Consider the following 25,464-nt stretch of genomic DNA (forward strand, 5'->3'; position numbering starts at 1 on the left):
GGAGGATGCGGGTCCGGAGCCCCGTTGCAAAGAAGGCGGGTTGCAGTTCCGTTTGGGCCCGCGATCCGACGGGTCAGGGGAGGCGGAGGTCCTGCACTGGGTTCGGGCCCGCATTCGGAGACGGAGTCCTCGGGAGGCGAGTTCAGGTGACGGAAGAAACGATCGTGGGAGACGACGCGCTCGCGGAGGAGATCCTCACGCTCCTCACGCGTACGCCGGGGACGGTACGGGTTCTGCTGGAGGACCTGCCGCCCGAACTCCTGCACGCGGACGAGGGGGAGGGGACGTTCAGCCCCTTCAGCGTCCTCGGCCACCTGATCCAGGGCGAGATCGACGACTGGATCCCTCGGGCGCGCTGGATCCTCGCGCACGGTCGGGAGCGCCCGTTTCCGCCGTTCGACCGCTTCGCGCATATCGAGCGAACGCAAGGCCGCTCGCTGGACGAACTGCTAGGCGAACTCGAGGCCCTGCGCGAGACCGGGCTCACGGCGCTGCGGGAGGTGATGGAGGGCGGGGCGGAGCTCGACGCGGGAGGCCTTCACCCGGAACTGGGCGAAGTCACGTTGCGGCAACTGCTGGCCACCTGGGCCGTCCATGACCTGAACCACATCGCCCAGATCACGCGCGTCGTCGCACACCAGTTCGAGGGTGAAGTCGGGCCCTGGAGCGCCTACCTCCCCATCCTGCAGCACGAACGATAGAACACTCGCGATCCGGTCCTGACATGTCGCCATCTGGTGGCGGCCGCGGACACGCGAGGATAGCGTTCCACCATCATGGACTGGATTCAACCGCTCTACTCACGAGGCGAGGTCGACCGCGCCGGGAAGAAGCTCGCTGTCACGGGTTGGGTGGGAAACGGGCGGGGCGAGCCGGACACCCGCCATGAACTCGCGGTCCTGAACAACTGGCGTGCGGCGCACAGCTTTCCGCTCAACACGATGCAGATGGGGCTACGGCAGCGGGCGAGGAGCATCGAGCCCGACGCCATCGTCTCCCAGCGCCTGAAGCGGGCCCCGGCTACGATCGCCAAGTTGCGGCGGTTCCCCGACATGAAGTTGTCGCGGATGCAGGACATCGCTGGTTGTCGTGCCATCCTCGGCAGCCCTGTGGCGGTTCGGGAACTGTGGAGTGCGCACCGTCGCTCGAAGATGAAGCACCAACTCATCCGAGAGGTGGACTACATCCAGTGGCCCAAGCCGTCCGGCTACCGAGGCGTTCACCTCGTGTACCGCTATCGAAGCGACAGGAACGACACATACAACGGGCTCCGGATCGAGATACAGCTTCGCTCGAAGCTCCAACACGCCTGGGCGACCGCTGTCGAGACGGCCGGAGCCATCAGGGACCAGGCTCTCAAGTCCAGCGAGGGGAATGCGGACTGGCTGCGGTTCTTCGCTCTGGCCGGGTCCTGGCTCGCGATCAAGGAGCGCTCGCCCGTGGTTCCGGAAACCCCTTCCGATCCGGTCGAGCTACGTGACTCACTGGTGGGGCTCGCGAACGATCTCAATGTCGTCGCCACGCTGGATGACTATCGGACGTTCATCAGCTACGTACCAGAGCGGCTCCCGTCCTACTGCCACTATTTCCTCCTGGAGCGAAGGCCTGATCAGCGATCCATGGCCGTAAGAGGGTTCAGGAAGTCCCAACTCACGAGGGCCGCGGGACTATACGAAGAGAGAGAAGAAGAAATCCGCGGGATCGATGGCGCCGAGGTCGTTCTTGTCGCAATGGACTCCGTGGCAAGCCTGCGGGCTGCGTACCCGAACTACCTGTTCGACACCGATCTGTTCATCAAGGAGCTTGATCTTGCGACGCGGAGACAGGTACACCTGCCTGGACACCCTCTGCACCGGCGATAGCCGGATACCTGAGCGGCGGCCTGCGCGAACGTGTCCCTCGATCGCATAGAGCTTCCCGAATGGACGCTGGACGAGGGCGAGGGGACGTTTCCCAGTCGCGCACCACGGCGGCTGGCGGCGGCTTCGAACGGCTATCGGCCTCCGGGATCGATCCGCCAGACGTCCACATGGTCCAGATCGAGGCTGTCCCGCCGGATCGTGACCATGTGCTCCGAGCCGAACGCGGGAGCGGCGCGCTCCTTCTGCGGGCGGACGGGGAGACTGGCGAGGAGTCGGCCCTCTACGTCGAACAACTCCCAGCGGTTGCCGGCCGTTCGGACGACCTCCACCCAGAGTCTGCCGTCGGGTGCGACGTGGAGGGCCGCGATGAAGGGCTTGGCGTCCGGGCGGTCGGGACGCCGCGGATCGCAGGAAGCATCCGGATAGTCTGCGCGGAACGCCTCGAACGCCTGATTGGCGGCCGCCCACTCCTCGTCGGACACCGGCTCGGGGGGTAGCGTGCGCTCGATCACCCGCAGGGTATCCCCATCGCCGCGGGTCACCGCGATCCGATAGGCATCCGTCAACGCCACGAACATCACGCCGCCGCCGCCGGGATGCTGGACAAGACGCGGCCGGAAGGGAACTTCGAAGGCGCTGATGCCCCCCTCGTAGCGGCAGATGATCGTGGAGCCGGCAGCTGCGGGCGATCGCATGTATGACAGCGTATCACCTGTCACGCCACGACTGTCGTGGCCAACGAACACGAGCTCCAGGCCCGCCGGGCCCGTCCGCAAACCAGCGGCGAAGGCCTCATCCGGTCCCACGGGGAAGAAGCGAAGCTGCGACGGCGAACCGGTGAAGCCGCTCGGAACGTCCCGCTGGCCGAGCCACGCTCCTTCAGCGGACAACTCCCCGATCCGTCCCACTCCGAAGTCGAGCGTCAGGAGTCGGTCTCCGACCCACGCCAGGGAATAGAGACCGCTGAACTCCCCCGGACCCTCCCCAAACCGGCCGAACGTGCGCCGGTGGGCCCCGTCCAGACCGAAGACCTTGATCTCGTCGTTCACGTCGTCCGCGATGAACAGGGCGCCATCCGGCCCGAGGGCGGCACTGGTCACCCTTCCGAACTCCTCGGGGGATTCCACAGCCGTCAGCGACCTCGGCCCGATCGACACGACCCGCGTGAGTTCCCATTGGGGCGGAGTCCCGGTGTTGGCCACGCGAATCACGCCGCCGACCGTATCCACCGTGGTCGTGATGTCGCCCCCGCCCGGCACGGCGTCCGGGCCGCATCCTGCGGCCAGTACGGTAGCGAGGAAGAGCGACTGCGCGAGGCCGGACGGAGTCTCGCTGCACAAGCGGGTCGTCATCGGTCCCTCCGGGATTGGACCTGTCCCTTGAGACAGGTCGCGACGGTCGTTAGACACGCTACCGTTTCCGCAGGGTTGCGCCGGCGGCAAGCGCGCCGCGCGGAGAGAAAGATCGCGATTCGTTCTCCGCGTGGCTCTACCCGCTCCGGCGCTCCGCTTCGGCTTCGGCCACGGCGGCGGCGAGGGAACCGGTGTAGGGCGGGCGGTGGATGCCTCGTTCGGTAACGATCCCGGTCACGAGTTCGTGCGGTGTGATGTCGAAGGCGGGGCTGTAGATCCGGGCCGCCTCGGGTGTGAGGAGGGGGCCGAAGCCGCGGCGGACCTCATCAGGGTCCCGATGTTCGATGGGGATGTCCGCGCCGGTCGGCGCGCCGAGATCCACCGTGGACGTCGGCGCCAGCACATAGAAGGGGACCCCGTGGCGGTCGGCCAGCACGGCCAGGGGGTAGGTGCCGATCTTGTTCGCCACGTCGCCGTTGGCCGCGATGCGGTCCGAGCCGACGAACGCGATGTCCGGCGGGTCCGTGGCGAAAAGCGATCCGGCCATGTTGTCGGCGAGCACGGTCACTTCGATCCCGGCGCGTGACAGTTCCCAAGCCGTGAGGCGGCTCCCCTGCAGGAGCGGGCGCGTCTCGTCGGCGAACACGCGCACCTTTCGGCCGGCCTCGGCCGCGACGTACACGGGGGCGAGCGCCGTGCCGATGCCGCCGGTCGCGAGCGAACCCGCGTTGCAGTGCGTGATGACCGCCTCGCCGTCCGCGAGCAGCGTCGCCGCGTGCTCGCCGATCGCCCGGCACATGCGGCGGTCCTCATCATGGATCGCGTCGGCTTCGTCCGCCAGCAGGGCGGCCAGCTCCCCGGCGGTCCCGTCCGCCGCGTCGAGACAGGCCCGCAGGCGGCGGATCGCCCACAGCAGGTTGACCGCCGTCGGGCGCGCGTTTCCGAGCCGGTCGGCCCAGCCGGCGAACCGCGCCCGCAGCTCGTCCGGGGTGACCCTCTCGGCGGCGGACTGCCGCGCCAGAGCCGCGAGGCCGATGGCGGCGGTGATCCCGATCAGTGGCGCGCCACGCACCCGCAGGTTCCGGATCGCTTCCACGAAGTCGTCGAGCGTGGAGAGTTCCTTCTCCTCGAACACTCCGGGAAGGAGCGTCTGGTCGAGGATGAGCGCGCTCGTCCCCTCACGGGCCCAGCGAATGGTCTCGGGGATCGGCCACGGGGGATGGTTCATGGTGCGCAACTTATCCGGCGGAGTGAAACGCGCTACCTTTGCTGGCCCGGGCGGGGCTTCCAGGTACGCGGACCCCGCGAGATCGCAGTCCCAGGAGGCGTCATGAAGTCGTCACGGCAACGCGCGGCGTTCAGCCGCAGGTCCCTCTTCTTCACCTTCACCTCGGTGGTCGCCACCGTCGCGCTCGCGGTCTCGCTTGTGCCGGCCACGCCGCTGGCCGCGCAGGAACGTGATCCGAACCACTTCGGGCCGGCCGACGTGTTCGAACTCGAGGTCGCCGGCGACCCCCGCATCTCGCCGGACGGCTCGCAGGTCGTGTACGCGCGCACGTTCATGGACATCATGACCGACCGCGAGCGGCGCAACCTGTGGATCGTCGACTACGATGGCTCGAACCACAGGGCGCTCCTCACCGGCCAGCAGAACTTCTCGTCGCCGCGCTGGTCGCCGGACGGCACCCGGCTCCTCTACGTGGCGAGCGACGAGCACGGGAAGTCCCAGCTGTACCTGCGCTGGATGGACACCGGCCAGACGGCCATGCTCACGCACCTCGAGCAGGGTCCCGGCGGGCTCTCGTGGTCTCCGGACGGCCGCATGATCGCGTTCAGCATGTTCGTCCCCGACACGCCGCCTCCCTTCGCGAGTATGCCGGCCAAGCCCGAAGGGGCGACGTGGGCACCCCCCGCCACGACGTACGAACGGCTCTTCTACCGGTCGGACGGACGGGGCTTTCTCCCCCTCGGCTATTCGCAGGTCTTTGTGCTCCCGGTGGAGGGGGGGACGCCGCGGCAGGTCACCCACGGTCCCTACAACCACGGCGGGACCCCGGAGTGGACGCCCGATTCGCAGCATCTGCTGATCTCGGCCACCCGGCGCGACGACTGGGAGTATGTGCGTGACTCGGAGGTGTTCGAGGTCTCCGTGGCGGACGGGTCGATCCGGCAGCTGACGGACCGGGAGGGTCCCGATCAAAGCCCGAAAATATCCCCCGACGGAGGGCTCATCGCGTACACCGGGTACGACGACCGATTCCTCGGGAACCAGGTGTCGAAGCTCTACGTCATGAACCGGGACGGCTCGGGATCGCGCATGCTCGCCGACGACCTCGACCGCTCGATCGGCAACCTGCACTGGGCGAGCGACGGGCAGGGGCTGTTCTTCCAGTACGACACGGAGGGGAACACGCGGCTGGCCCACGTCGACCTCGACGGGACGGTGACGGACATCGTGTCCAGCGTTCAGGGCCTGTCGCTGGGCCGCCCCTACGGCGGCGGCACCTTCAGCGCCTCGGCGAATGACAGGTTCGCCTACACCTACGGGACCCCGGACCACCCGGCGGACCTCGCGGTGACGAACCGCGGCGGCGACTGGCAGCGGCTCACGCACCTGAACGAAGATCTCTTCGCGCAGAAGGCGATCGGCGAGACCGAGGAGGTCTGGTACAAGTCCTCGCACGACGGGCTCGACATCCAGGGCTGGATCGTGAAGCCGCCGGGCTTTGATCCGAGCCGCAAGTATCCGCTCGTGCTCGAGATCCACGGCGGTCCCTTCTCCAACTACGGAGACCGTTTCAGTGCCGAGGTCCAGCTGTACGCCTCGGCGGGCTACGTCGTCCTCTATACGAACCCCCGCGGCAGCACGAGCTACGGAGAGGATTTCGCGAACGAGATCCACCACGCCTATCCCAGCTACGATTTCGACGATCTCGTGTCCGGGGTCGACGAAGTGATCTCGCGCGGATATGTGGACGAAGACCAGTTGTTCGTCACCGGGGGCTCCGGCGGCGGCGTCCTCACGGCCTGGATCGTGAGCCACACGGACCGCTTCGCCGCGGCCGCGTCGCAGAAGCCCGTCATCAACTGGTATAGCTGGGTGCTGACGGCGGACATGGGCGGGACCGGGGGTCTCAACTACTGGTTCCCGGGCGCGCCGTGGGACAACCTCGACCACTACATGGACCGTTCGCCGATTCACCACGTCGCCAATGTGACGACCCCCACGATGCTCATCACGGGCGAGGTCGACTGGCGGACCCCGATGTCGGAGTCGGAGCAGTTCTACCAGGCGCTGAAGATCCTCAAGGTGCCTTCGGTTCTGGTCCGGATCCCCGAGGCGAGCCACAGCATCGGCGCGCGACCGAGCGGCCTGATCACCAAGGTGGAGCACATCCTCGCGTGGTTCGAGCGCTACCGGAAGGACGGGACGACGACGCAATGACCCGTGACCCGCGCCGAGGAGTGATGAGATGAAGGACCGGGATCTCGGTCTCGACAGGGAGATCACGCGCCGCGACTTCGTGCAGCTTGCGGGGGCGGGGATCGCGGGTTCCGCGCTCATCGGGTGCGGGACGGGCGGATCTGCGGACGGGAGCGGCGGTGCGGTCCCGGGCATGGCCTCCGAGCCGTGGTCCGACGCGCTGGGGCCGGACTGGTACGGGCCGGGCGGAGTGGGGGACTACGCGCCCTCGCACGGGAACACGCCGGAGGTCGTCCGCTCGGCGCACTGGGTCCGCGACGGGCGGGTTCCGAGCGGGGAGGTGACGGACACCGGCGAGCGCTTCGACATCGTGGTCGTGGGCGGCGGACTCGCGGGTCTCTCCGCCTCCCACCACTTCAAGCGGCACCGCCCCGCGGGCCGCTGTCTCGTCATCGACAATCACCCCGTGTTCGGCGGCGAGGCGAAACGCAACGACATCATGGTCGACGGCGTGCGCCTGGCCGGGCCGCAGGGCTCGAACGATTTCGGCGTCCGCCCCGCCACGGGGGAGCCGGACGACTACTTCACGACGCTGAGCATCCCGCGTGAGTTCGAGTACGCGCCGGACGCGGGCCAGGTGAAGGCGCCGCTGGAGAACTACGGCTTCATGCACTGGGTCCAGGACCGGTTCTCCATCGGACACTACTTCGGCGGGACGCGCGGTGACGGACGCCCAGGCTGGTCGGGCGGTTCACGAGGCTGGGTCAACGGCCTCTTCGGGGATACCTCCCGCGCGCCGTGGGCACCGGAGGTACGCGAGGGCTTCGAGCGCTGGAGAAACGCGCGGGTCACAGATCATGTGCCGCCGGACGCGCCAGGGGGGCCGGACGACCCCGGACCCTGGCTCGACAGCATGACGCTCAAGACCTACTACGAGGATGTGCTCGGCCTGCCGCCCGAGGTGACGGCCTACGTAGATCCGATCCTCGCCAGCATCATCGGGCTCGGGTGCGATGCTGTCTCCGCGTGGTGGGGGATGCACTTTGATCTCCCCGGCTTCGGCCTGCCGTCCCGCTACGACGGGATGACCTTCCACTCCTTTCCCGGCGGGAACGCGGGGATCGCCCGCTATTTCGTGAAGGATGTGGTTCCGGACGGGATCGCCGGCGGTCTCGAACTGGGCGACGTGCTCAACGGGGCGATCGCCTTCGATGCCCTCGACCGCCCGGATCAGCCGGTTCGGCTGCGGCTGGGGTGCACCGTGATCGACGTGCGTCACAGCGGGGCCGGCGACGGCCGCGTGCGCGTCACCTACGTCCACGAGGGCCGGGCCTACTCCGTCGAGGCGGACGGTGTCGTGCTCGCGAGCGGGGGGTGGATGAACCGCTACATCGCGGCCGATCTGCCGGACGGGCACCGGGCGGCCTACGAGAGCTTCCGCCACGGACCCATCCTGGTCGCGAACGTGGCGCTGCGGAACTGGCGTTTCCTCGACCGTCTCGGGATCGCCGGCTGCTTCTACGAGGGCGACCTCGGGTTCTCGTGCAACATCCGGCGGCCCATGTACGCGGGAGACTACCGGCCGGTTCACGCACCGGATCATCCGACGATGCTGACGTTCTACATCACCTACGAGTCGCCCGGAGCGTCGCCGACGGATCAGGGGATGGCGGGCCGCACGGAGATGCTGCGCGCGTCCTTCACGGAGTACGAGAGGCGCCTGCGCGCGCAGATGGTCGAGCTTTTCGCGGAGGGAGGCTTCGATCCCGCGGAGGACATCGGCGGCCTCGTCCTCAATCGCTGGGGGCACGCCTACGTGGCGCCGGGTCCCGGCTTCTTCTTCGGGCGTGACGGCCAACCGGCGCCACCGGATGTGATCCGCGAGCCCTTCGGGCGCGTCGCAATCGGGCATTCCGAACTGCGGGGGCACCAGAACTGGACCGGTGCGTCTGCCGAGGGACGTCGCGCCGTCGAGACCGTCCTCGATCTCATCTGACGCCGCAGTGATGCCACGGCCGATGTCGCGAGCTCGTTTCCGCGGCCTGTGGACGCTTGCGCTCTGCGGGCTGGCGGGCTGCGCGTCCTCCGCCGTGCCGTCCATCGAGTACGAGATTCTGGGGACCTTCCCGCACGATCCGGCGGCGTACACGCAGGGCCTCCTCTTCCACGATGGACAACTCTTCGAGAGTACGGGCCGCTACGGAGAGTCGAGCGTGCGGCGCGTGGATGTGCCGACGGGAGAGGTCCAGGCTCGCGTGGCGGTGGATTCGGCGCTCTTCGGCGAGGGTCTGGCGCGGGTGGACTCCGAACTGGTGCAGCTCACGTGGAAAGCCGGCCGGGCTCTCGTCTATGACATCGAGACCTTCGCCGTTCTCCGGGAGTTCACGTACGACGGCGACGGGTGGGGACTCTGCCATGACGGCGAGGCACTTTGGATGTCCGACGGGTCGAGCGCGCTCGAACGCCGGGACCCGTGGACGTTCGCGGTCCAGGCGACGGTCGAGGTGACGCGCGACGGGTCGCCGCAGCGCCGGCTGAACGAACTGGAGTGCGTGGACGACTGGATCTACGCGAACGTCTACCAGACCGACATCATCGTCCGCATCGACAAGACCACCGGCGAAGTCCTCGGCGAGATCGATCTCTCGAGTGTCCCCCTGAGTGCCCGCCGGCCCGGAGACATCGAGGCGGTACTCAACGGGATCGCCTACATCCCCGAGACCGGCGTCTTCCTCGTGACCGGCAAGCTGTGGCCGAAGCTCCTGGCTATCCGCCTTGGAGGCTAGCGGGAGAGTGCCGAGTTCACAGTCGTAGCTGAAGTTGCCGGTCCGCTCCTTCGCGCCAAACTTGCGTCGATGGCCACGAAGATCCTGCTCGTGCTGTTCTCCTGCTTCTTGCTCGCCTGCCGGGACGCGGTAGTCGATCGCGACCGCCCGCTAGCGGAGGTCCGGGACAGCGCCGGAATCCGGATCGTCGAGAATCGCCGGCTGGCCGAGACGTCACGGCTGGGGTGGAGGGTCGGACCCGAACCCAGCGTTTCCATCGGCGCCCTGGACGGCGAGGAGCCGTACCTGCTGCACTGGGCCACGGCGACGATGCTGCCGGATGGCCGGATCGCGGTGGCGAACGCTGGCTCGAACGAGGTGCGGCTCTTCGACCGGTCCGGTGACCACCTGGCTACGTGGGGCGGACAGGGGGAGGGCCCCGGCGAGTTCTCGTTCCTGTCCGATGTCGCCCCCTGGCCCGGGGACTCGCTCGTGGCGTGGTATTCCCACGGACTCTCGATCTCGGTGTTCGACGCCTCGGGGAACTTCGGCCGCTCCTTCTCGCTGCAAAGCGCCCAAACCGAGTCCTGGCAGCGCCCCAGGCCCGTGGCGGCGCGACCGGACGGGACGATCCTGTCACTGAACGCTCCGGAAGCCGCCGACACCGCCGTGGTCGAGATCTGGGACGGAGACGGCACGCTCGGCGCTTCGCTGGGGGTGCATCCGAACTGGACTGTGTTCATCGAGACGAACGAGCGCGGCAACCGGGAACTCTCAAGGCCCGCCTACGGGTCGCGACTCGTAGTGGCGCCGTGGGGGGAGCTTGTCGCCATCGGTCACACCAGCCGCTACGAGATCAAGGCGTTCCGGGGCGATGGTGCACTGGCTCGAATCGTCCGGCGAGATGATGTGCTCCGCACGCCGCGACAGGCCGATCTGGAGCCCTATGTCGAGGCGCAGATGTCGATGCTCACGGAGAGCCCCTATCCGGCGGAGTTGCTGCCGGACGCCCGGCGTTCCCTGGAATCGACGCCGCTCGCCGAGACGTTTCCCGCCTTTTCCTCGGTCGTTGCCGACGCCACGGGCAACCTTTGGGTTCGAGAATACGATTACCCGCGGGAGGAAAGACCTGCGCCGCTCTGGTCCGTGTTCGACCCCGAGGGGCGGATTCTGGGTTTAGTCGAGACACCCCGGGAACTGGCAATACGACGGATCGGGGAAGACTACGTCCTCGGCTGGACCCGGGATGACTACGGCGTGGAGTACATCCAGGTGTGGCCGCTGGACCGCTCGGCCGGAGGGAACCAGATGTAGCGGCTAACCGAGCGGTACAGGCCCACGAACCAACGGGAAGGCGGAGCGCCACATCCGGACCCCGCTCAGGGAGTGGCCGGAGGCCGTACCGGACCTCTGTGCGGCACGCTCGCCAAAGCGCTCCTGCGACACGAATGCGGCCATCGTGGGAGTACTCCTCGAGCACGGCGCCGACCTGTTGCCGGAAGCCCTCGCCGGCGATACCCCCGTGCGCTGGCGCCGAAGACAGATCTGTCGCCGACCTGATCCGGAGCGAAGAGCAGCGACAGGCAGGGATCCGGGAGCGGTTCCTCCGATCCGTGGTGACGAGAACGGTCGTGGGAGACCACCGAAGGGCAGCGGCGCGTAGCGCGTCTTAAGCCCGCTGCGGATCCACACTCTTCCGACGCCCCGTCGACCGGGACCGATGTTGCGCCTCCTCTCAGCGCACTAGTTATCGCACAGCAATGCATATCATAGCTCTATATATTATATTGGGTCAAGATGCACGAAACTGCCGGCTCGAAGATGTATAGCGACGAAGGGGGTTGTATGGGGTCTACCGTCAAGGACCGTGGGCGGATCTTCAGTTGGATTGGTCCCTCTCAAGCCGCGCCGGGGCGCTCGACGACCGCGGGTTTTCTGCTGCTGGCCTTGCTCTCCTGTGGGGGCGAGGACGCGACAGCACCGCCCCCGCCGCCTCCGCCGCCGGAGAGTCCGCGTGCGACCCGGATCACCATCGAGCCGGATCGGGTCGTCCTCGTGACGGGTGACACGGTCCGTCTGACGGGCAGCGTGCTGGATCAGCATGAGATGGTCATCCCCGATGCGGCCCTGACGTGGGCGAGCACCGATCCCGCGGTCGCGACGGTCGATGCGTCGGGCCTCGTGACGGGGGTCACGGTTGGGAGGACAAGCATCACGGCCGCCTCGGGAGAGGTGAGCGCCTCCTCCGCCGCGACGGTGCAGAGCGTGGAGATGGCGACGCTCATGGATCTGCACGAGTCCACCGGCGGAGCGGACTGGACCAACCGGGAGAACTGGGGGGGCGAGGAACCGGTCGGCAGCTGGTACGGCGTCGAAGTGAACGAGGGCGGTCGCGTGACGGCTTTGCGCCTGAGCGAAAACGGGCTGGGCGGCCAGCTCCCGGAGAACCTCGGCGATCTGGCCTTCCTGACCGAGCTTCACGTGGACGGCAACGAAGGGCTCTCCGGCCCCATCCCGGTCTCTCTCTCCGCCCTGAGCATTCAGCAACTGCAGTACGGCGGCACGATGCTGTGCACGGTGCGGGACGAGGCGTTCCAGGAGTGGCTGAACGCGATTCCGACGCGGGGCGGGGAGTTCATCGCCTGCAGCGAGGAGCGATCCCACCTCATGGCGCTCTACGACGCCATGGGCGGAGAGAGCTGGACGAACGAGGACAACTGGGGGACCGACGCGCCGCTCGAGGACTGGCACGGCATCACGGTCAACTCGAATGGGCGGGTCACGGAGATCTTCCTGCACTCCAACAACCTGACGGGAGAGATCTCCCCCGAGATCGGGCATTTCCCGGAACTGCGGAACCTGAACCTGGGGAGGAACCAGCTCCGGGGCGAGATCCCGCCGGAAATCGGCCTCCTCACCGAATTGCGGGAGTTGGGCCTGCAAGACCTCAACGACTTAACGGGCAGCATTCCCGCGGAGATCGGGAATCTGGCGAATCTTGAAGAACTCTGGCTGTACGATACCGGACTGACGGGCGCCATCCCGCCCGAGCTCGGCAACCTCGCCAGCCTTCGACTGCTCATCCTGCACGGCTCCCGGTTCAGCGGTCCGATCCCCGAGGAGCTCGGCAGGTTGACGGAACTAGAGCAGTTCTGGCTCTGGAACAACATGATCGACGGACCGCTGCCCGCCAGCCTCGGAGGGCTCGAAAACCTCCGGGTCCTCGTCCTCGGGAACAACCGGCTGACGGGGCCGATTCCCGCGGAGCTTGGCCAGCTCGGCAGCCTGCAGACACTCGAACTCGATGACAACATGCTCGACGGGTCTCTGCCGCCGGAGTTCGGCGATCTGGTGGCCCTCCGATCGCTGCACGTCCGCTACAATCCCGACCTGTCGGGTCCGTTGCCGGACGAACTCACCGCGCTGGCGGCGCTCGAGGACCTCCAGGCGGGCGGTACGGGGCTGTGCGCTCCCACCGATCCGGAGTTCCGGGCCTGGTTGAACGAGGTCGTCACGAAGTGGCGCGTCCGGTCGTGCGGGACGGAATCACACGCCGAGGCCCACCTGATCCAGGCGACACAGTCACCGGAGTTCCCGGTCCCGCTGGTGGCCGGAAGGAGCGCGCTGCTGCGGGTGTTCGTGATGTCCGAAGCGGAGACGATGGCGACCATCCCGCCGGTCCGGGCCACTTTTTTCATGGACGGGGCGGAGGTGCACTCGGTGGATATCCCCGCCGGGACGTCCGCGATCCCGACGGAGGTTCAGGTGGGCGAACTCGACCTGTCGGCCAACGCGGAGATCCCCGGCGAGGTGATTCAACCCGGCCTCGAGATGGTCGTCGAGGTCGATCCGGATGGGACCGTCGATCCGGCGCTCGGCGTGGCGAAGCGGATCCCCGCCGAAGGGCGTGCGGCGGTGGAGGTCCAGGAGGTACCCCCGCTGTACCTGACGCTGGTCCCGTTCGTCTCGACCGCGGACGGCAACCAGGGAGCCGTAACCTTCGTCGACAGCGCCACCCCGGACCACGAACTCCTGTTCGAGACGAGAACCCTGCTCCCGGTGGGCGCCTTCGAGATCACGAGACATCCGAGCGTGACGGTCAGTTCGAACGACATCCTCAACATGTTGGATCATATGGAACAGATTCGCACTATGGAGAACGGGACCGGACACTGGATGGGTCTCACCCCGAACCCCGCCGACGGCCAGGGCATCTCGTATCTCGGGAGTGACGGCCCCAACCTCGGAAAGGTCAGCGTCTCGAACCTGAGCGCGGGGACGATCGCGCACGAACTCGGACACAACCTGAACCTGACCCATGCGCCGTGCGGGGGTGCGGCGGGCGTCGACTGGACCTTCCCCTACGCTGACGCACGAACGGGTGTGTGGGGGTACGATCCGCGCGACGGAGGCTCGATGGTGCCCCCGGACCGAGCGGACCTCATGAGCTACTGCGAACCCGTCTGGATCAGCGACTACTACTTCACGAACGCGCTCCGTTTCCGACTCGTGGATTCGGCCGAGGTTTGGCCGGTTGCTTCGCGGGCTCTGATGGTCTCGGGCGCCGCCGCCGCGGACGGGACCCTCCGTCTCGAACCGGCATTCGTCGTCGAGACGACGCCCGTCGTGCCCACTCAAGGCGGGCCGTACCAGCTGACCGGCCGGCGCGCGGACGGGAGCGAGCTGTTCTCGCTGAGCTTCGCCATGCAGGAGGTCATGGATGGCGACGGGCGTTTCCGTTTCACATTCGCGCTTCCGGTACGGGCCGAGTGGGAATCGGAGTTGGCGAGCCTCGCGCTCGCGGGGCCCGGCGGCGCCGTCGAGATGCGGGAGGGGAGCGAGCCGCCGACAGTGATCATGCGCGACCCGGTGACGGGCCAGGTACGGGCCATCCTCCGTGACCTGCCGGCCGGCGACCTCAGCGCCGGGGCCCTGGACGCGCTGGCCCCCGAGCCGGGACTCGAGATCATGGTCAGCGGCGGATTGCCCGCGGCGGCGGACTGGAAGCGCTGAGACCGCGTTCAAGCGGCCGCCTCGCCGTGAGGCAGGCCGCCGCCGCCCCCCCCGGGGCGAGTCCGGTCCCCCCGCCCTCCGCCGCGTCACTTTCGGCGCGGCGTGCGCGTTGCGGCTCACCTTCCGCTCGGCTTGAACTGACGGGCCATCACGCCGACCAGCTACGCGCGGAGCGCCTGAGGTCGGCAGTGAACCGCGTTCACCTTCGCTTCCAGCCTGTCGCACAAGACGGTGGAACATGGACCGCGAAAGATCGCCGAAAGGCGGACCCCGCTTTCCTTCGACGGACCTACTAGCGGAGGTCCGGGACAGCGCCGGAATCCGGATCGTCGAGAATCGACGGCCAGCCGAGACGTCACGCCTGGGGTGGCGGATCGGTCTCGAACCGGGCGTTTCGATCGGCGCCCTGAAGGGTGAGGAGCCGTACCTGCTGCACTGGGCCACGGCGACGGTTCACTGGCCCGGATCGTCCGACGAGATGATGCACCCGGCGTGCCGGTACAGGAGGATCTGGAGCCGTTCGTCGAGTCGCAAATGTCGATGCTCACGGAGAGCCCCTATCCGGCGGAGTTGCTGCCGGACGCCCGGCGTTCCCTGGAATCGACGCCGCTCGCCGAGACGTTTCCCGCCTTTTCCTCGGTCGTTGCCGACGCCACGGGCAACCTTTGGGTTCGAGAATACGAGTACCCGCGGGAGAAGAGACCGGCGCCTCTCTGGTCCCTCTTCGACCCCGAGGGGCGGATTCTGGGCTTCGTCGAGACGCCTAAGAATCTCGGGATAGGAGAGATCGGCGAAGACTACATCCTCGGCTGGACGCGTGATGAGCTCGGCGTCGAGTTCATCCATGTGTGGCCGCTGGACCGCTCGACCGGAGGGAGATAGAGCACGCGCCCGCAACGGTCGCCGAGCGTCCGGAGGCCGGCCACGGGGCTCGTTGCTGAACAGGAGCGCAGAGATTCGCCGGCGGCGACGCACGGGCCGCCGTTCGAGTCGTGCCCGGGGCCTGAGAGCTGCAGGCCTGGTACGACGCCGCCCGGATGCGGGCGCGCGCCGGCGAAATCCACGTCAGGCCCTACGAGACCGCCTGAGACCTCGCGACGGGACCGCTACAAGACTCGGGCGAAGCGGTCGCCGAGCGTCCGGAGGCGGGCCACGGGTTCGTTGCTGAACACGAGACGGAGCTGGTGCTCGGCGCTGCGTCCGCCCCACGCGTCCATCGGAGTGGCCGCGACGCCCGCCTCGGTCAACAGTCTCCCGGATAACTGGCGGGCGGAGAGACCCAGCGGCTGGGTGTCGACCAGCAATGACCAGCCGCCCGGGGCGGGCCGGACCGGATAGTCCCGCAACGCCTCAAGCACCGCATCGCGCCGCCGCTCCCAGCGCCTGACGCTCGCCGCCACGTCCTCCGTTTCGTCCGCGGCGGTCAGCGCCGCGAGCGCGCCGGGCTGCCCGATCCCGACCCCGGTGACGACATTGTAGATCCCGACCTTCGCCACGTCCTCGAGGACGGCGGCCGGTCCGACGACCCAGCCCGTGCGCCAGCCGATCATCCGGTATTCCTTCGAGATCGAGCCGACGGTGAGCGTCCGCTCCCGCATGCCGGGAAGGCTGGCCGGATGCAGGTAGGGGCGGCCGTCGTAGAGGATGCGCTCCATCGCCGCGTTGTAGATGAGCCACAGGTCGTGGCGCTCGCACAGTTCCGCGACCGCGGCCCAGTCGTCGGCGTCGAGCACGCCGCCGGACGGCATGGATGGGTTCATGATGAAGAGTGCCCGGGTCCGGTCGCCGACGCAGGTCGCGAGGGCGTCGAGGTCGAGCCGCCAGCCAGCCCCCGGATCGAAGAGCCAGGGCGCGAGCCGGGGGGTCGCGCCGGCCAGCCGCACGCGCTGCAGCATGCCGGCGTACGTCGGGTCGGTGACGATCACCTCGTCCCCCGGGTCCACGGTGGCCAGGAGTGCGTTCAGGAGGCCCTCCGTGCCGCCAGCGGTGATCACGCACTCCCGGTCCGGGTCGTAGGGCTGCCCGGCCAGTCGAGCGACGTGCCGGGCGGCCGCCGCGCGCAGGTCGGCCCGGCCCGTGAAGGGCAGGTAGCTGTTGGCGGCCGGTGATTCGAGCGCCGCGCGGGTGGCGGACAGCGCCGCCGGGGGCGGCCGCAGGTCGGTGTCCAGGTTCTCGAGCCGGAGGATGTCGGGATCGCCCTCCGCCGCCCGCGCCACCGCGTCGATATCGAAGCCCGGGATCCCGGACAGCCGCCCCGGCGCCGTGCGCGCCCGGCCCTCGGCCCCGCTCACCCGCTCATCCTCCGCTGCAGGGAGTCGAGCGCCCCCATGAGGTCGGGTGCGTCCGACAGCACGCCCAGCAGCGGGTCGGGGTCCAGCGCCCGCGCCCGCTCCAGCATGGTGCGGATCGTGAAGTCCTCCATCGACAGTCCCTCCTCCACCTCGACCCAGCACAGCGGCGCCGACACCGTCGCCCCCGCGCGCGGCCGCACGGAATAAGGCGCCACGACGAGCCGCCCACGGCCGTTCTGGACGTAGTCGATGTAGACCTTGCCGTCACGTCCCGACGGGTTCCGGACGATCGTCGCCCGGTCGGGGATCTCCGCCGCCACCGTCTTCCCGAGCAGGAGCGCCAGCGTCCGCGACTGCTCGTAGTCCAGCTGTCCGCCGAGCGGGATCATCACATGGATCCCCGAGGAACCGCTCGTCTTGGGATAGCTCGGCAGCCCGATCTCCCGGCACAGGGCGCCGATCGTGCGCGCGACCTCGACCACCTCCCCGAAGGGCGCGTACACCTCCTCGCCGTCCCGCTTGTGCTTCGGGTCGAGGTCGAGGAGACACCAGTCCGGGCGGTCCAGGCTCCCGATGCGGCTCGCCCACACGTGGAGCGGAATCGCCCCGAGGTTCGCGATGAACACGAGGGCGGCGGGGTCGTCGGCGATGAAGTAGTGGATCTCCCGCTCGGAGCCCTCGCTCCAGATCGCCTCGGTGCGCACCCATTCGGGCTGGAACCCGGGCGCGTTCTTCTGGAAGAAGGACTTCCCGTGAATCCCGTCCGGATAGCGCGTGAGGACGAGAGGCCGGTCTCTCAGAAACTTCAGCAGCCAGGGGGCGATGTCCCGATAGTAGGCGATGAGGTCGCCCTTCGTGTATCCCTCCTCCGGCCAGAAGACCTTGTCCACATTCGAGAGCGCCAACTCCTCGACGGGCGGCGGCGACGTGTCCACGCGAACGGGATCGGCGAGGGCGGCGCGCGGGTCGCGGGGAAGCCGGCAATCGGTCGGGAGTACGTGCTCCGCATCCTCATCCGAGGTCGTCCCATTCCCCTCCTCCGGGACGGGGAAGAGGCGGAGGAAGACGGGGTGCCGCAGAAGACCTCCCTCGGTGACCTCCTTGTACCGGATCTCGGCCACGAGTTCGGGCGCCACCCAGGTGTGATCGTCTCCCGCGGGGGCCGGTGTGACGAAGGGGGGGCGCTCCACTCGCAGCGCGTCGAGGTCGGTGCGAAGCTCGGACAGGAGCTGCTCGTTGAAGCCGGTCCCGACGCGGCCGATGTAGTGAAGGGCGAGTTCGACGCCGGAAGGCTCGGCGGGGGCGTAGGCGCCGAGGTGGAGGGCGCCGAAGCCCGTGCGCGAACCCGCGGGGGTCGTGAAGCCGACGATGACGAAGCGGGCCTGGCGCGCCGCGTGGATCTTCCGCCAGTCGGAGGAGCGACCGCCGACGTACCGGGAGTCGGCGCGCTTGGCCATGATTCCTTCGAGCCCCATCTCCTGCACCTGCCGGAAGAGCGCCTCTCCGCAACCCTCGAAGTGTTCGCTGAACCGGATCGGCCCCGCTTCCGGCACCACGTCGCGGAGGAAGCGGCGCCGCTCGGAGAGCGGAAGGTCGCGCAGATCATGGTTGTCGAACGCCAGCAGGTCGAAGGCGTAGAAGCTGGCCGGCGTCTCGAACGAGGCCCGCCGCACGTCGAGCGCACGCGACAGCCGGGCCCGCTTCTGCAGATGCCGGAAGCTGGGGTAGCCCGCCGCGTCATGGACGACGACCTCGCCGTCCAGCACCACGCGGCGAAAGGGGAGCTTGCGCAGCGCCCGCGCGATCTCGGGGAAGGTGGGGAGGGCTTCATGGCCGTTCCGGGTGAGGAGGCTCGCCTCGCCCTCGACGGCGGAGGCCAGCATGCGGTAGCCGTCGAGCTTCAGTTCGAAGTGCCAGGCGGGATCGTCGAATGCGTCCTCGCGGGGCCGGGCGAGCATGAACTCGACATCGGCCGGGTCGACCCGCCGCTCCGGGGCGCGGGCCCGCGCGAGGGCCGCGGCCAGCTCCTCCCCCGGATACCAGCCCTGCTCGCGCTCGGCCATCTGCTCGATGGTGAGGCCCGACAGGATCGAACCCTCCGGAAGGGACCCGTCCTCCAGAATCGGGTGCCCGCCGCGCCGCTCTCGGATGAGCAGCCATTCCTTGCCCGTCTCCCCCTTCTCCAGCCGCACGAGCGTCCACACGCCCTTGAGCTTGTGGCCCCGCAGCTCGAACAGGAGCTTGCCCGATTCCAGCCCCTCCTCCGGATCCTCGAGCGGGATCCAGCGGCCGATGTCCCACACGATCATCTCGCCGCCCCCGTATTCGCCGGCCGGAATCACCCCCTCGAACTCGATGTACTCGACGGGGTGGTCCTCGACGTGGACGGCGAGTTTCTTGTCGACCGGATCGGCGGAGATGCCCTTCGGCACGGCCCACGAGACGAGGACGCCCCCGATCTCCAGGCGCAGGTCGTAGTGCCGGCGGGTCGCGGCGTGCAGCTGGACGACGAACACCCCGACGCCGGTCCCGGGCGCACCGCCGAAGGGCTCCGGCGTGCGCTCGGAAGCGCGCTTTTTCCGGTACTTCTCCAGCCTTCCTCGGGGCATGCTCGCGGCGCTGACTCTCGAAGGGGTTCCTCGACCCGTCTCCCCGCGCATAGTCCGCTGCGGACGGGCGACCCGCGGGCGCGGTAGTTACGATCCGGCCCGGAACCTATTATTCCGCCCCCGGGTGCGGCATGCGCCCGGTTTCGGAGACACGCCACGGGTTCGGCGTGAAATGGAGAGACGACAGGCATGGCTCCTCGATCCATCGCGTCGGCGACGATCTCGTTCGGGCTCGTTTCGATCCCGTGCCAGCTCTTTTCGTCCGCCCGGAACTCCCAGAAGGTCCGCTTCAATTTCCTTTCGCCCGACGGTACCCGGGTGAAACAGCAGTACGTGGACGCGAAGACGGGAGAGCCCGTTCCGCGCCCCGATCTCGTGAAGGGATACCAGTTCGCGAAGGACCAGTACGTCACCTTCACGAAGGAAGAACTGAAGGCGCTGGAGGCCGAGGCGACCCAGGCGATCGAGATCGTCGAGTTCGTGCCGGTGGAGCAGGTCGAACGGGCGTATATCGGGAAGACGTACTACCTCGGGCCCGGGAAGGGCGGCGACAAGGCCTACCGGCTTCTCGGCGCCGCGATGAGGAAGACAGGCTGGGCCGCTCTCGCGAAGTACGCGGCGCGCGGAAAGCAGTATCTGGTGCTCGTGCGCCCGGCCGGCGACCACCTCGTGCTCGAGCAGCTGCACTACGCGAATGAGGTACGGGACATCGCCGCCGTGCCGGCGGGCGAGGCCGAGGTCATCGACGCGGAACTGTCGCTCGCCGTTCAGTTGATCGAGCAGATCGCCTCCGACACGTTCGATCCGTCGAAGTACGAGGACGAAGTGGGACAGCGGATGCTCGAAGCGGTCGAGCGTAAGGTCGCCGACGGGACCGAGATTACGGCACCGGTCGAGGAGGAGACCACCGCCCAGGTCATCGACCTCATGGCGGCGCTTCGGGCGAGCGTCTCGAAGTCCGGAAAGTCCGGTTCAGAGGAAGACGGACCCGAGGCGAGCGGAGAGGCGAGCGAAGAGGCGAGCGCCGGGTCGAAGCGGAAGAGCGCCACCGGCTGAGGGACACAACTCCACACCGAAGCAACGTTTAGCAAGGATAATCCGATGCGGATTCGAGCCATCGCGCTGTTCGCCCTCTTCATCATGCTGCCGGTCTGGCGGGATTCCGGGGCGGGGCCGGCCGGCGCCCCGACCGTCGACCTTCCGCGGGACGCCGTCGGAGGCGACCGCGCGCCGGCGCCGGCCCGGACCGAGACGTTGCGAGTGCCCGGACTCGAGGCGCAGGTCGAAATCCTCAAGGACCTGTGGGGCATCTCCCACATCTACGCCGAGACGGAGCACGATCTCTTCTTCGCGCAGGGTTACAACGCCGCGCGGGACCGCCTCTTCCAGTTCGAGATGTGGCGCCGCCAGGCCACCGGCACCGTCTCCGAGATCCTCGGCCCGCGCGAACTCGAGCGGGACCGCGGGGCCCGCCTGTTCCAGTACCGGGGGGATCTGGAGGCGGAGCTGAACCACTATCACCCGCGCGGCGCCGAGATCATCCGGGCCTTCGTGGACGGCATCAACGCCTGGATCGCCGAGACGGAACGCGACTCCGACCTCCTCCCCATCGAGTTCGAGATGCTGGACATCCGGCCCCAACCGTGGACGCCGGAGATCGTCATCTCGCGCCACCAGGGCCTGCTCATGAACATCGGGCAGGAGCTGAGCCTCGGGATCGCCGTCGCCGAGGTCGGGGCCGAGAAGGTGAAGGAGGTCTCGTACTTCCATCCGGGAGAGCCGGACCTCGACCTTGATCCCGCGATCGACGGATCGTTGCTGCGGAGCGAGATCCTCGACGTCTACCGCGCCTTTCGCGGTCCGGTCCGCTTCCGTCCCGAGGACATCGCCCCTCGGTTCCGCACCACCGCCTCGGACGGGGGCACGGAGTTGGCCCTCGTGGGGGAGGCCGTGGACCCGTGGGGCCCGGAGGGTGAGCGGCTCGAGGCGGAGTGGCCCGGGACGGGGAGCAACAACTGGGTCGTGGCGGGGAGCCGCACGCTGAGCGGCCACGCGATCATGGCGAACGACCCGCACCGGGTCCAGGCGGCGCCCTCCCTCCGCTACGTCACGCACCTCGTCGGCCCCGGCTGGAACGTGATCGGCGGCGGCGAGCCGGTGCTGCCGGGCATCTCGATCGGGCACAACGGGCACGGCGCCTGGGGCCTGACCGTCTTCCAGACGGACGCGGAGGATCTGTACGTCTACGAGACCCACCCGGATAACCCGAACCGGTACCGGTACGAGGGTGCCTGGGAAGCGATGCGGGTGATCGAGGATGAGATTCCGGTCGGGGGGCAGACCGCGGTGCGCGTCCGACACAAGTACACGCGGCACGGGCCGGTGGTGTACGAGGACAGGGACAACCACGTCGCGTACGCGGTGCGCGCGGGGTGGATGGAGATCGGCGGGGCGCCCTACCTCGCCAGCCTGCGCATGGATCAGGCGAAGACGTGGGAGGAGTTCGTGGACGCCTGCAACTACTCGAACATCCCCGGCGAGAACATGGTGTGGGCCGACGCGGACGGGAACATCGGCTGGCAGGCGGTGGGGATCGCCCCCATCCGGCGTAACTGGTCGGGGCTCGTTCCGGTGCCCGGAGACGGCCGCTACGAGTGGGACGGCTACCTCGAGATCCGCCACAAGCCGCACGTGTTCAACCCCGACAAGGGGTTCTGGTCGACGGCGAACCAGAACCTCGTCCCGCCCGGCTACGAGCACCGGGACGCGGTGGGCTGGAGCTGGAGCGATCCTTTCCGGAGCGCGCGGATCGACGAGGTCCTCGCCACGGGCCGCCGCTTCACGATGTCGGAGATGATGCAGCTCGCGACGGACTACCTGTCGCTTCCCGCCCGGTCCCTCGTCCCCATGCTGCGGGCGGTGGAGCTGACGGGCGGGTCGGCGGGCGATCGCGAGAGGGCCGAGGCGGCGCGGCGCGACCTCCTCGACTGGGACTTCGAACTCGCCCCCGACTCACGCGAGGCGGCGATCTACGTGTCGTGGGAGCGGGAGCTCCGGAACCAGATGGGGCCGCTCGTCGTGCCCGCCGAAGTGCGGGGCCAGCTCGGTGGCCTGTCGCTCAAGAAGATCATCGACTGGCTGGGGTCGCCGCCGACCTGGTTCGCCCCCCTCGGGGACGGGGATCCGGTGGCGGGTCGCGACGCGTTCATCGCCCGCACCTTCGCGGACGCGCTCGACGGGCTCGAGGAACGCTTCGGGTCGTACCCCTGGCGCTACGGAGACGCGCGCTTCAAGCACGTGCGCCTGCGGCATCCGCTCTCGGGCGTCGTGAACGCCGAGATGCGCGAGCGCCTCGAGGTAGGCCCCCTCCCGCGAGGCGGCAACGGTTCGACCGTGAACCAGGCGGGGGGCGGGGACAACCAGACCTCCGGCCCCTCGTTCAGGATGATCACGGAAGCCGGCGACTGGGACACTGCGGTGTTCACGAACAACCCGGGACAGTCGGGGGATCCCGATCATCCCATGTACCGGAACCTGTTCGAGGGCTGGGCGACGGACCGCTTCTTCCCGCTCTACTACTCGCGAGACCGGGTGGAAGCGGTGGTTGCCGACCGCGTGGTGCTCTCGCCCGCCGACAGGTAAACGGAGGCGGTACGGGCCCGGCCTCCGCCCCCCGCATGAACGCGTTTGCAGCGGTTGCGTGGGCACGGCTAGATTATACGGCTCACTCGGAAATGCCTCCGTCCGATCGGAGGCGGACCACCAGCGCAGGGACGAACGATGAAGGCAGGCATACATCCGGAATACGCGCCGGCGAAGATCACCTGTGCGTGCGGCCGGGAGACGGAAACCGGTTCGACGGTCGGTGAAATCCACGTCGAGATCTGCTCGCATTGCCACCCGTTCTTCACGGGCCGGCAGAAGCTCGTCGACACGGCGGGACGGGTCGAGCGATTCCTGGCCAAGTACGGCGATCGCGCGAGCAGTGGCGCGGAGAGCGCGGAGAGCAAGGCCGAGGCGGCCGCGGCAGATGCCTGACCGCGCGCAGCCGCGCCGACGCCTTCGAACGCGACGGGGTCCCTCGGGGCCCCATTTTCGTGTGGGGACCTGATGTCGGACGGTGACCGACTCGTGGCTCGCCTTCGTGAGGTCGTTGAACGTTACGACGAACTCGCGCAGCGGATGGCGCAGCCCGAAGTGCTGTCCGACTTCGGGCTCCTGAAGAAACTGGCGCGCGAGCATTCGGCGATCGAGCCGCTGGTTCGGGCCGCACAGCGTCACTTCAAGCGGCTCGACGACCTGAGCCAGGCGCGCGAGGTCGCCGCCGAGGCGGACGGGGAACTCGCCGATATGGCATCGGAAGAGGCGGCCGAACTCGAGGCCGAACGGGAAGCGGCCGAGAGCGAGCTTCGCCGACTCCTCGTCCCGAGGGACCCACTGGACGATCGGCCCGCCGTGGTCGAGATCCGCGCCGGGACCGGCGGCGACGAGGCCGCGCTCTTCGCGGCGGACCTGTACCGGATGTATACCCGCTTCGCGGCCGAATCCGGATGGAACACCGAACTCATCAACACGAGCGAGGGCGCGCTCGGCGGCGTGAAGGAGGTCGTCTTCGTCGTTCGAGGGATCGAGGCGTACGGGCGGTTGCGCTACGAGTCCGGCGTGCACCGCGTACAGCGGGTGCCGGAGACCGAGAGCCAGGGCCGGATCCACACGTCGGCGGCGACCGTCGCGGTGCTGCCCGAGGCGGAGGAGGTCGACGTCGAGATCGATCCGGCGGATCTCAAGATCGATGTATTCCGGTCGTCCGGCCCCGGTGGCCAGTCGGTCAATACGACGGACTCCGCGGTGCGGATCACGCACCGGCCCACCGGGCTCGTGGTCTCGTGCCAGGACGAGAAGTCGCAGCACAAGAACAAGTCGAAGGCGCTGCGGGTGCTGCGCAGCCGGCTTCTCGACCTGATGGTCGCCGCGCAGGAGGCGGAACGGGCGCGCGAGCGGCGGACGCAAGTGGGCACGGGCGACCGTTCGATGAAGATCCGGACGTACAACTTCCCGCAGAACCGGATCACGGATCACCGCATTCACTTCACGACGCACCGGCTCGAGGCGGTGCTCGGCGGCGACCTCGGCGAGGTGGTCGAAGCGCTCCGGATGGCGGGGGTGGAAGAGCGCATGGCGGCAGGGTCCGGATGACGGGTGCGCCGCGAGGCGGGGCGGGGCGCCGCCCGGCCGGGCCAACGCGCCGTGAGATCGTGCAGGGTGTGCGGCGCGAACTGGAACTGGCCGGCCTGGAGGCGCCGCGTGTCGAGGCCGAGCGGCTCGTGGCCGCGGCCCTCGCCCTGTCGCGGAGCGAACTCGGCGCCTCCGGCGGGGAACGCGTCGAGCCCGCCGTCGCGACGGAAGTGGCGCGTGCGGTTTCGCGCCGTCTGGAGGGGCAGCCGCTGCAGTACATCGAGGGCACCGTCGACTTCCGGCGCGTCCGCCTCGTGTCCGACGGTCGCGCGCTCATCCCGCGCCCGGAGACCGAGCAACTCCTCGATCTCGTCGCCGCCTGGCGTCGAGGCCGGGATGCGCCCGCCGAGGCGCTGGACATCGGCGTCGGCTCCGGCGCCATCGCGCTCGCCCTCCTCGACGAGGGGATCGCCTCGCGCGTCGTGGGACTCGACATCTCGGCCGCCGCGCTCGACCTGGCCCGGGCGAACGCCCGGCGCGCGGGCGCGGAGGGCCTGGAACTGCGCGCCTGCCCGCCCGACATCTGGCCGGCGCTCGGCCCCGCCGAAGACTTCGACCTCATCGTCTCCAACCCGCCCTACGTGACGACGGGCGAGTGGGCCACCCTCGATCCGGTGGTCCGGGACCACGAGCCCCGCGTCGCCCTCGATGGGGGAGAGGACGGACTCGACGTGATGCGGACGATTGTCGCGGGCGCGCCCGGCCGGCTCCGGGAAGGCGGGGCGCTTTTCCTGGAGATCGGGATGTCGCAGGGGCCCGCCGTCCTCCGGTTTCTGCAGGCCGAGGCGTCGCTCTCCGAAGAGGGCATCGCGACCGATCTCGCCGGCCGCCCCCGCTTCGCGAGCGCGCTGCGCGTGACCCCCCGGACTGCACCGCGTGCACGTTAGAGCGTCTCCATTCGACCGGCCGTCAC

General features: G+C 68.7%; 17 protein-coding genes. 13 read left to right on the forward strand and 4 right to left on the reverse strand.

Going from position 1 to position 25,464, the window contains the following annotated elements:
- The first annotated feature begins 146 nt into the window (after positions 1 to 146).
- Both ACOOHF_RS13285 and ACOOHF_RS13290 read left to right on the forward strand, forming a co-directional pair.
- Positions 147 to 701 carry a DinB family protein gene (locus ACOOHF_RS13285; protein ID WP_419935317.1) on the forward strand — a complete coding sequence of 185 codons (555 nt, stop codon included), beginning with the start codon at positions 147 to 149 and terminating at the stop codon, positions 699 to 701.
- A 75-nt stretch (positions 702 to 776) separates the two neighbouring features.
- Complete coding sequence (locus tag ACOOHF_RS13290) at positions 777 to 1,862, forward strand: RelA/SpoT domain-containing protein (RefSeq protein ID WP_420462079.1); 1,086 nt, start codon at positions 777 to 779, stop codon at positions 1,860 to 1,862.
- A gap of 131 nt (positions 1,863 to 1,993) precedes the next feature.
- On the opposite strand, the gene ACOOHF_RS13295 is transcribed toward ACOOHF_RS13290, so the two are convergent.
- Together ACOOHF_RS13295 and mtnA are read right to left on the reverse strand one after the other, a co-directional pair.
- Positions 1,994 to 3,214, reverse strand: coding sequence for a hypothetical protein (locus tag ACOOHF_RS13295; protein WP_420462080.1), 1,221 nt, complete (start codon positions 3,212 to 3,214; stop codon positions 1,994 to 1,996).
- Positions 3,215 to 3,350: 136 nt separating this feature from the next.
- On the reverse strand, positions 3,351 to 4,442 hold the full coding sequence (gene mtnA / locus ACOOHF_RS13300) for an S-methyl-5-thioribose-1-phosphate isomerase (protein WP_420462081.1): 1,092 nt from the start codon (positions 4,440 to 4,442) through the stop codon (positions 3,351 to 3,353).
- A gap of 102 nt (positions 4,443 to 4,544) precedes the next feature.
- Between mtnA and ACOOHF_RS13305 the strand changes: the two genes are divergently transcribed.
- From ACOOHF_RS13305 to ACOOHF_RS13330, 6 genes are all read left to right on the forward strand, one after another.
- Entirely contained in the window at positions 4,545 to 6,659 is a 2,115-nt protein-coding gene (locus ACOOHF_RS13305; protein ID WP_420462082.1) for a prolyl oligopeptidase family serine peptidase, read from the forward strand.
- Positions 6,660 to 6,687: 28 nt separating this feature from the next.
- Entirely contained in the window at positions 6,688 to 8,634 is a 1,947-nt protein-coding gene (locus ACOOHF_RS13310; protein WP_420462083.1) for an FAD-binding protein, read from the forward strand.
- A gap of 22 nt (positions 8,635 to 8,656) precedes the next feature.
- Positions 8,657 to 9,424, forward strand: a complete 768-nt coding sequence (locus ACOOHF_RS13315; protein WP_420462084.1) for a glutaminyl-peptide cyclotransferase — start codon at positions 8,657 to 8,659, stop codon at positions 9,422 to 9,424.
- A gap of 69 nt (positions 9,425 to 9,493) precedes the next feature.
- Positions 9,494 to 10,717, forward strand: a complete 1,224-nt coding sequence (locus ACOOHF_RS13320) for a hypothetical protein (protein ID WP_420462085.1) — start codon at positions 9,494 to 9,496, stop codon at positions 10,715 to 10,717.
- Positions 10,718 to 11,248: 531 nt separating this feature from the next.
- Complete coding sequence (locus ACOOHF_RS13325) at positions 11,249 to 14,416, forward strand: leucine-rich repeat domain-containing protein (RefSeq protein WP_420462086.1); 3,168 nt, start codon at positions 11,249 to 11,251, stop codon at positions 14,414 to 14,416.
- Positions 14,417 to 14,908: 492 nt separating this feature from the next.
- Complete coding sequence (locus tag ACOOHF_RS13330) at positions 14,909 to 15,298, forward strand: hypothetical protein (protein ID WP_420462087.1); 390 nt, start codon at positions 14,909 to 14,911, stop codon at positions 15,296 to 15,298.
- Positions 15,299 to 15,522: 224 nt separating this feature from the next.
- On the opposite strand, the gene ACOOHF_RS13335 is transcribed toward ACOOHF_RS13330, so the two are convergent.
- A complete protein-coding gene (locus tag ACOOHF_RS13335; RefSeq protein ID WP_420462088.1) occupies positions 15,523 to 16,707 on the reverse strand; it encodes a pyridoxal phosphate-dependent aminotransferase in 1,185 nt (394 codons plus the stop codon).
- Positions 16,704 to 19,316 carry a DNA ligase D gene (gene ligD / locus ACOOHF_RS13340; RefSeq protein ID WP_420462089.1) on the reverse strand — a complete coding sequence of 871 codons (2,613 nt, stop codon included), beginning with the start codon at positions 19,314 to 19,316 and terminating at the stop codon, positions 16,704 to 16,706. The genes ACOOHF_RS13335 and ligD overlap by 4 nt, the downstream gene beginning before the upstream one ends.
- A gap of 189 nt (positions 19,317 to 19,505) precedes the next feature.
- Here ligD and ACOOHF_RS13345 point away from each other — a divergent pair, with 189 nt between their 5' ends.
- The 5 genes from ACOOHF_RS13345 to prmC all read left to right on the forward strand — a co-directional run bounded on the left by ACOOHF_RS13345 (position 19,506) and on the right by prmC (position 25,438).
- Positions 19,506 to 20,372 (forward strand): Ku protein, encoded by an 867-nt coding sequence (locus ACOOHF_RS13345; RefSeq protein WP_420462090.1) that lies wholly within the window; start codon positions 19,506 to 19,508, stop codon positions 20,370 to 20,372.
- 45 nt (positions 20,373 to 20,417) lie between these two features.
- On the forward strand, positions 20,418 to 22,958 hold the full coding sequence (locus tag ACOOHF_RS13350; RefSeq protein WP_420462091.1) for a penicillin acylase family protein: 2,541 nt from the start codon (positions 20,418 to 20,420) through the stop codon (positions 22,956 to 22,958).
- A gap of 138 nt (positions 22,959 to 23,096) precedes the next feature.
- Positions 23,097 to 23,354, forward strand: a complete 258-nt coding sequence (rpmE, locus tag ACOOHF_RS13355) for a 50S ribosomal protein L31 (protein WP_419941898.1) — start codon at positions 23,097 to 23,099, stop codon at positions 23,352 to 23,354.
- A 72-nt stretch (positions 23,355 to 23,426) separates the two neighbouring features.
- A complete protein-coding gene (gene prfA, locus ACOOHF_RS13360; protein ID WP_420462092.1) occupies positions 23,427 to 24,512 on the forward strand; it encodes a peptide chain release factor 1 in 1,086 nt (361 codons plus the stop codon).
- Positions 24,509 to 25,438: a peptide chain release factor N(5)-glutamine methyltransferase gene (prmC, locus tag ACOOHF_RS13365; RefSeq protein ID WP_420462093.1), complete on the forward strand. Its 930-nt coding sequence runs from the start codon at positions 24,509 to 24,511 to the stop codon at positions 25,436 to 25,438. Before prfA ends, prmC begins: the two co-directional genes overlap by 4 nt.
- Positions 25,439 to 25,464: the final 26 nt, after the last annotated feature.

Source organism: Candidatus Palauibacter sp. (genome assembly GCF_965216145.1).
Lineage (GTDB): Bacteria > Gemmatimonadota > Gemmatimonadetes > Palauibacterales > Palauibacteraceae > Palauibacter.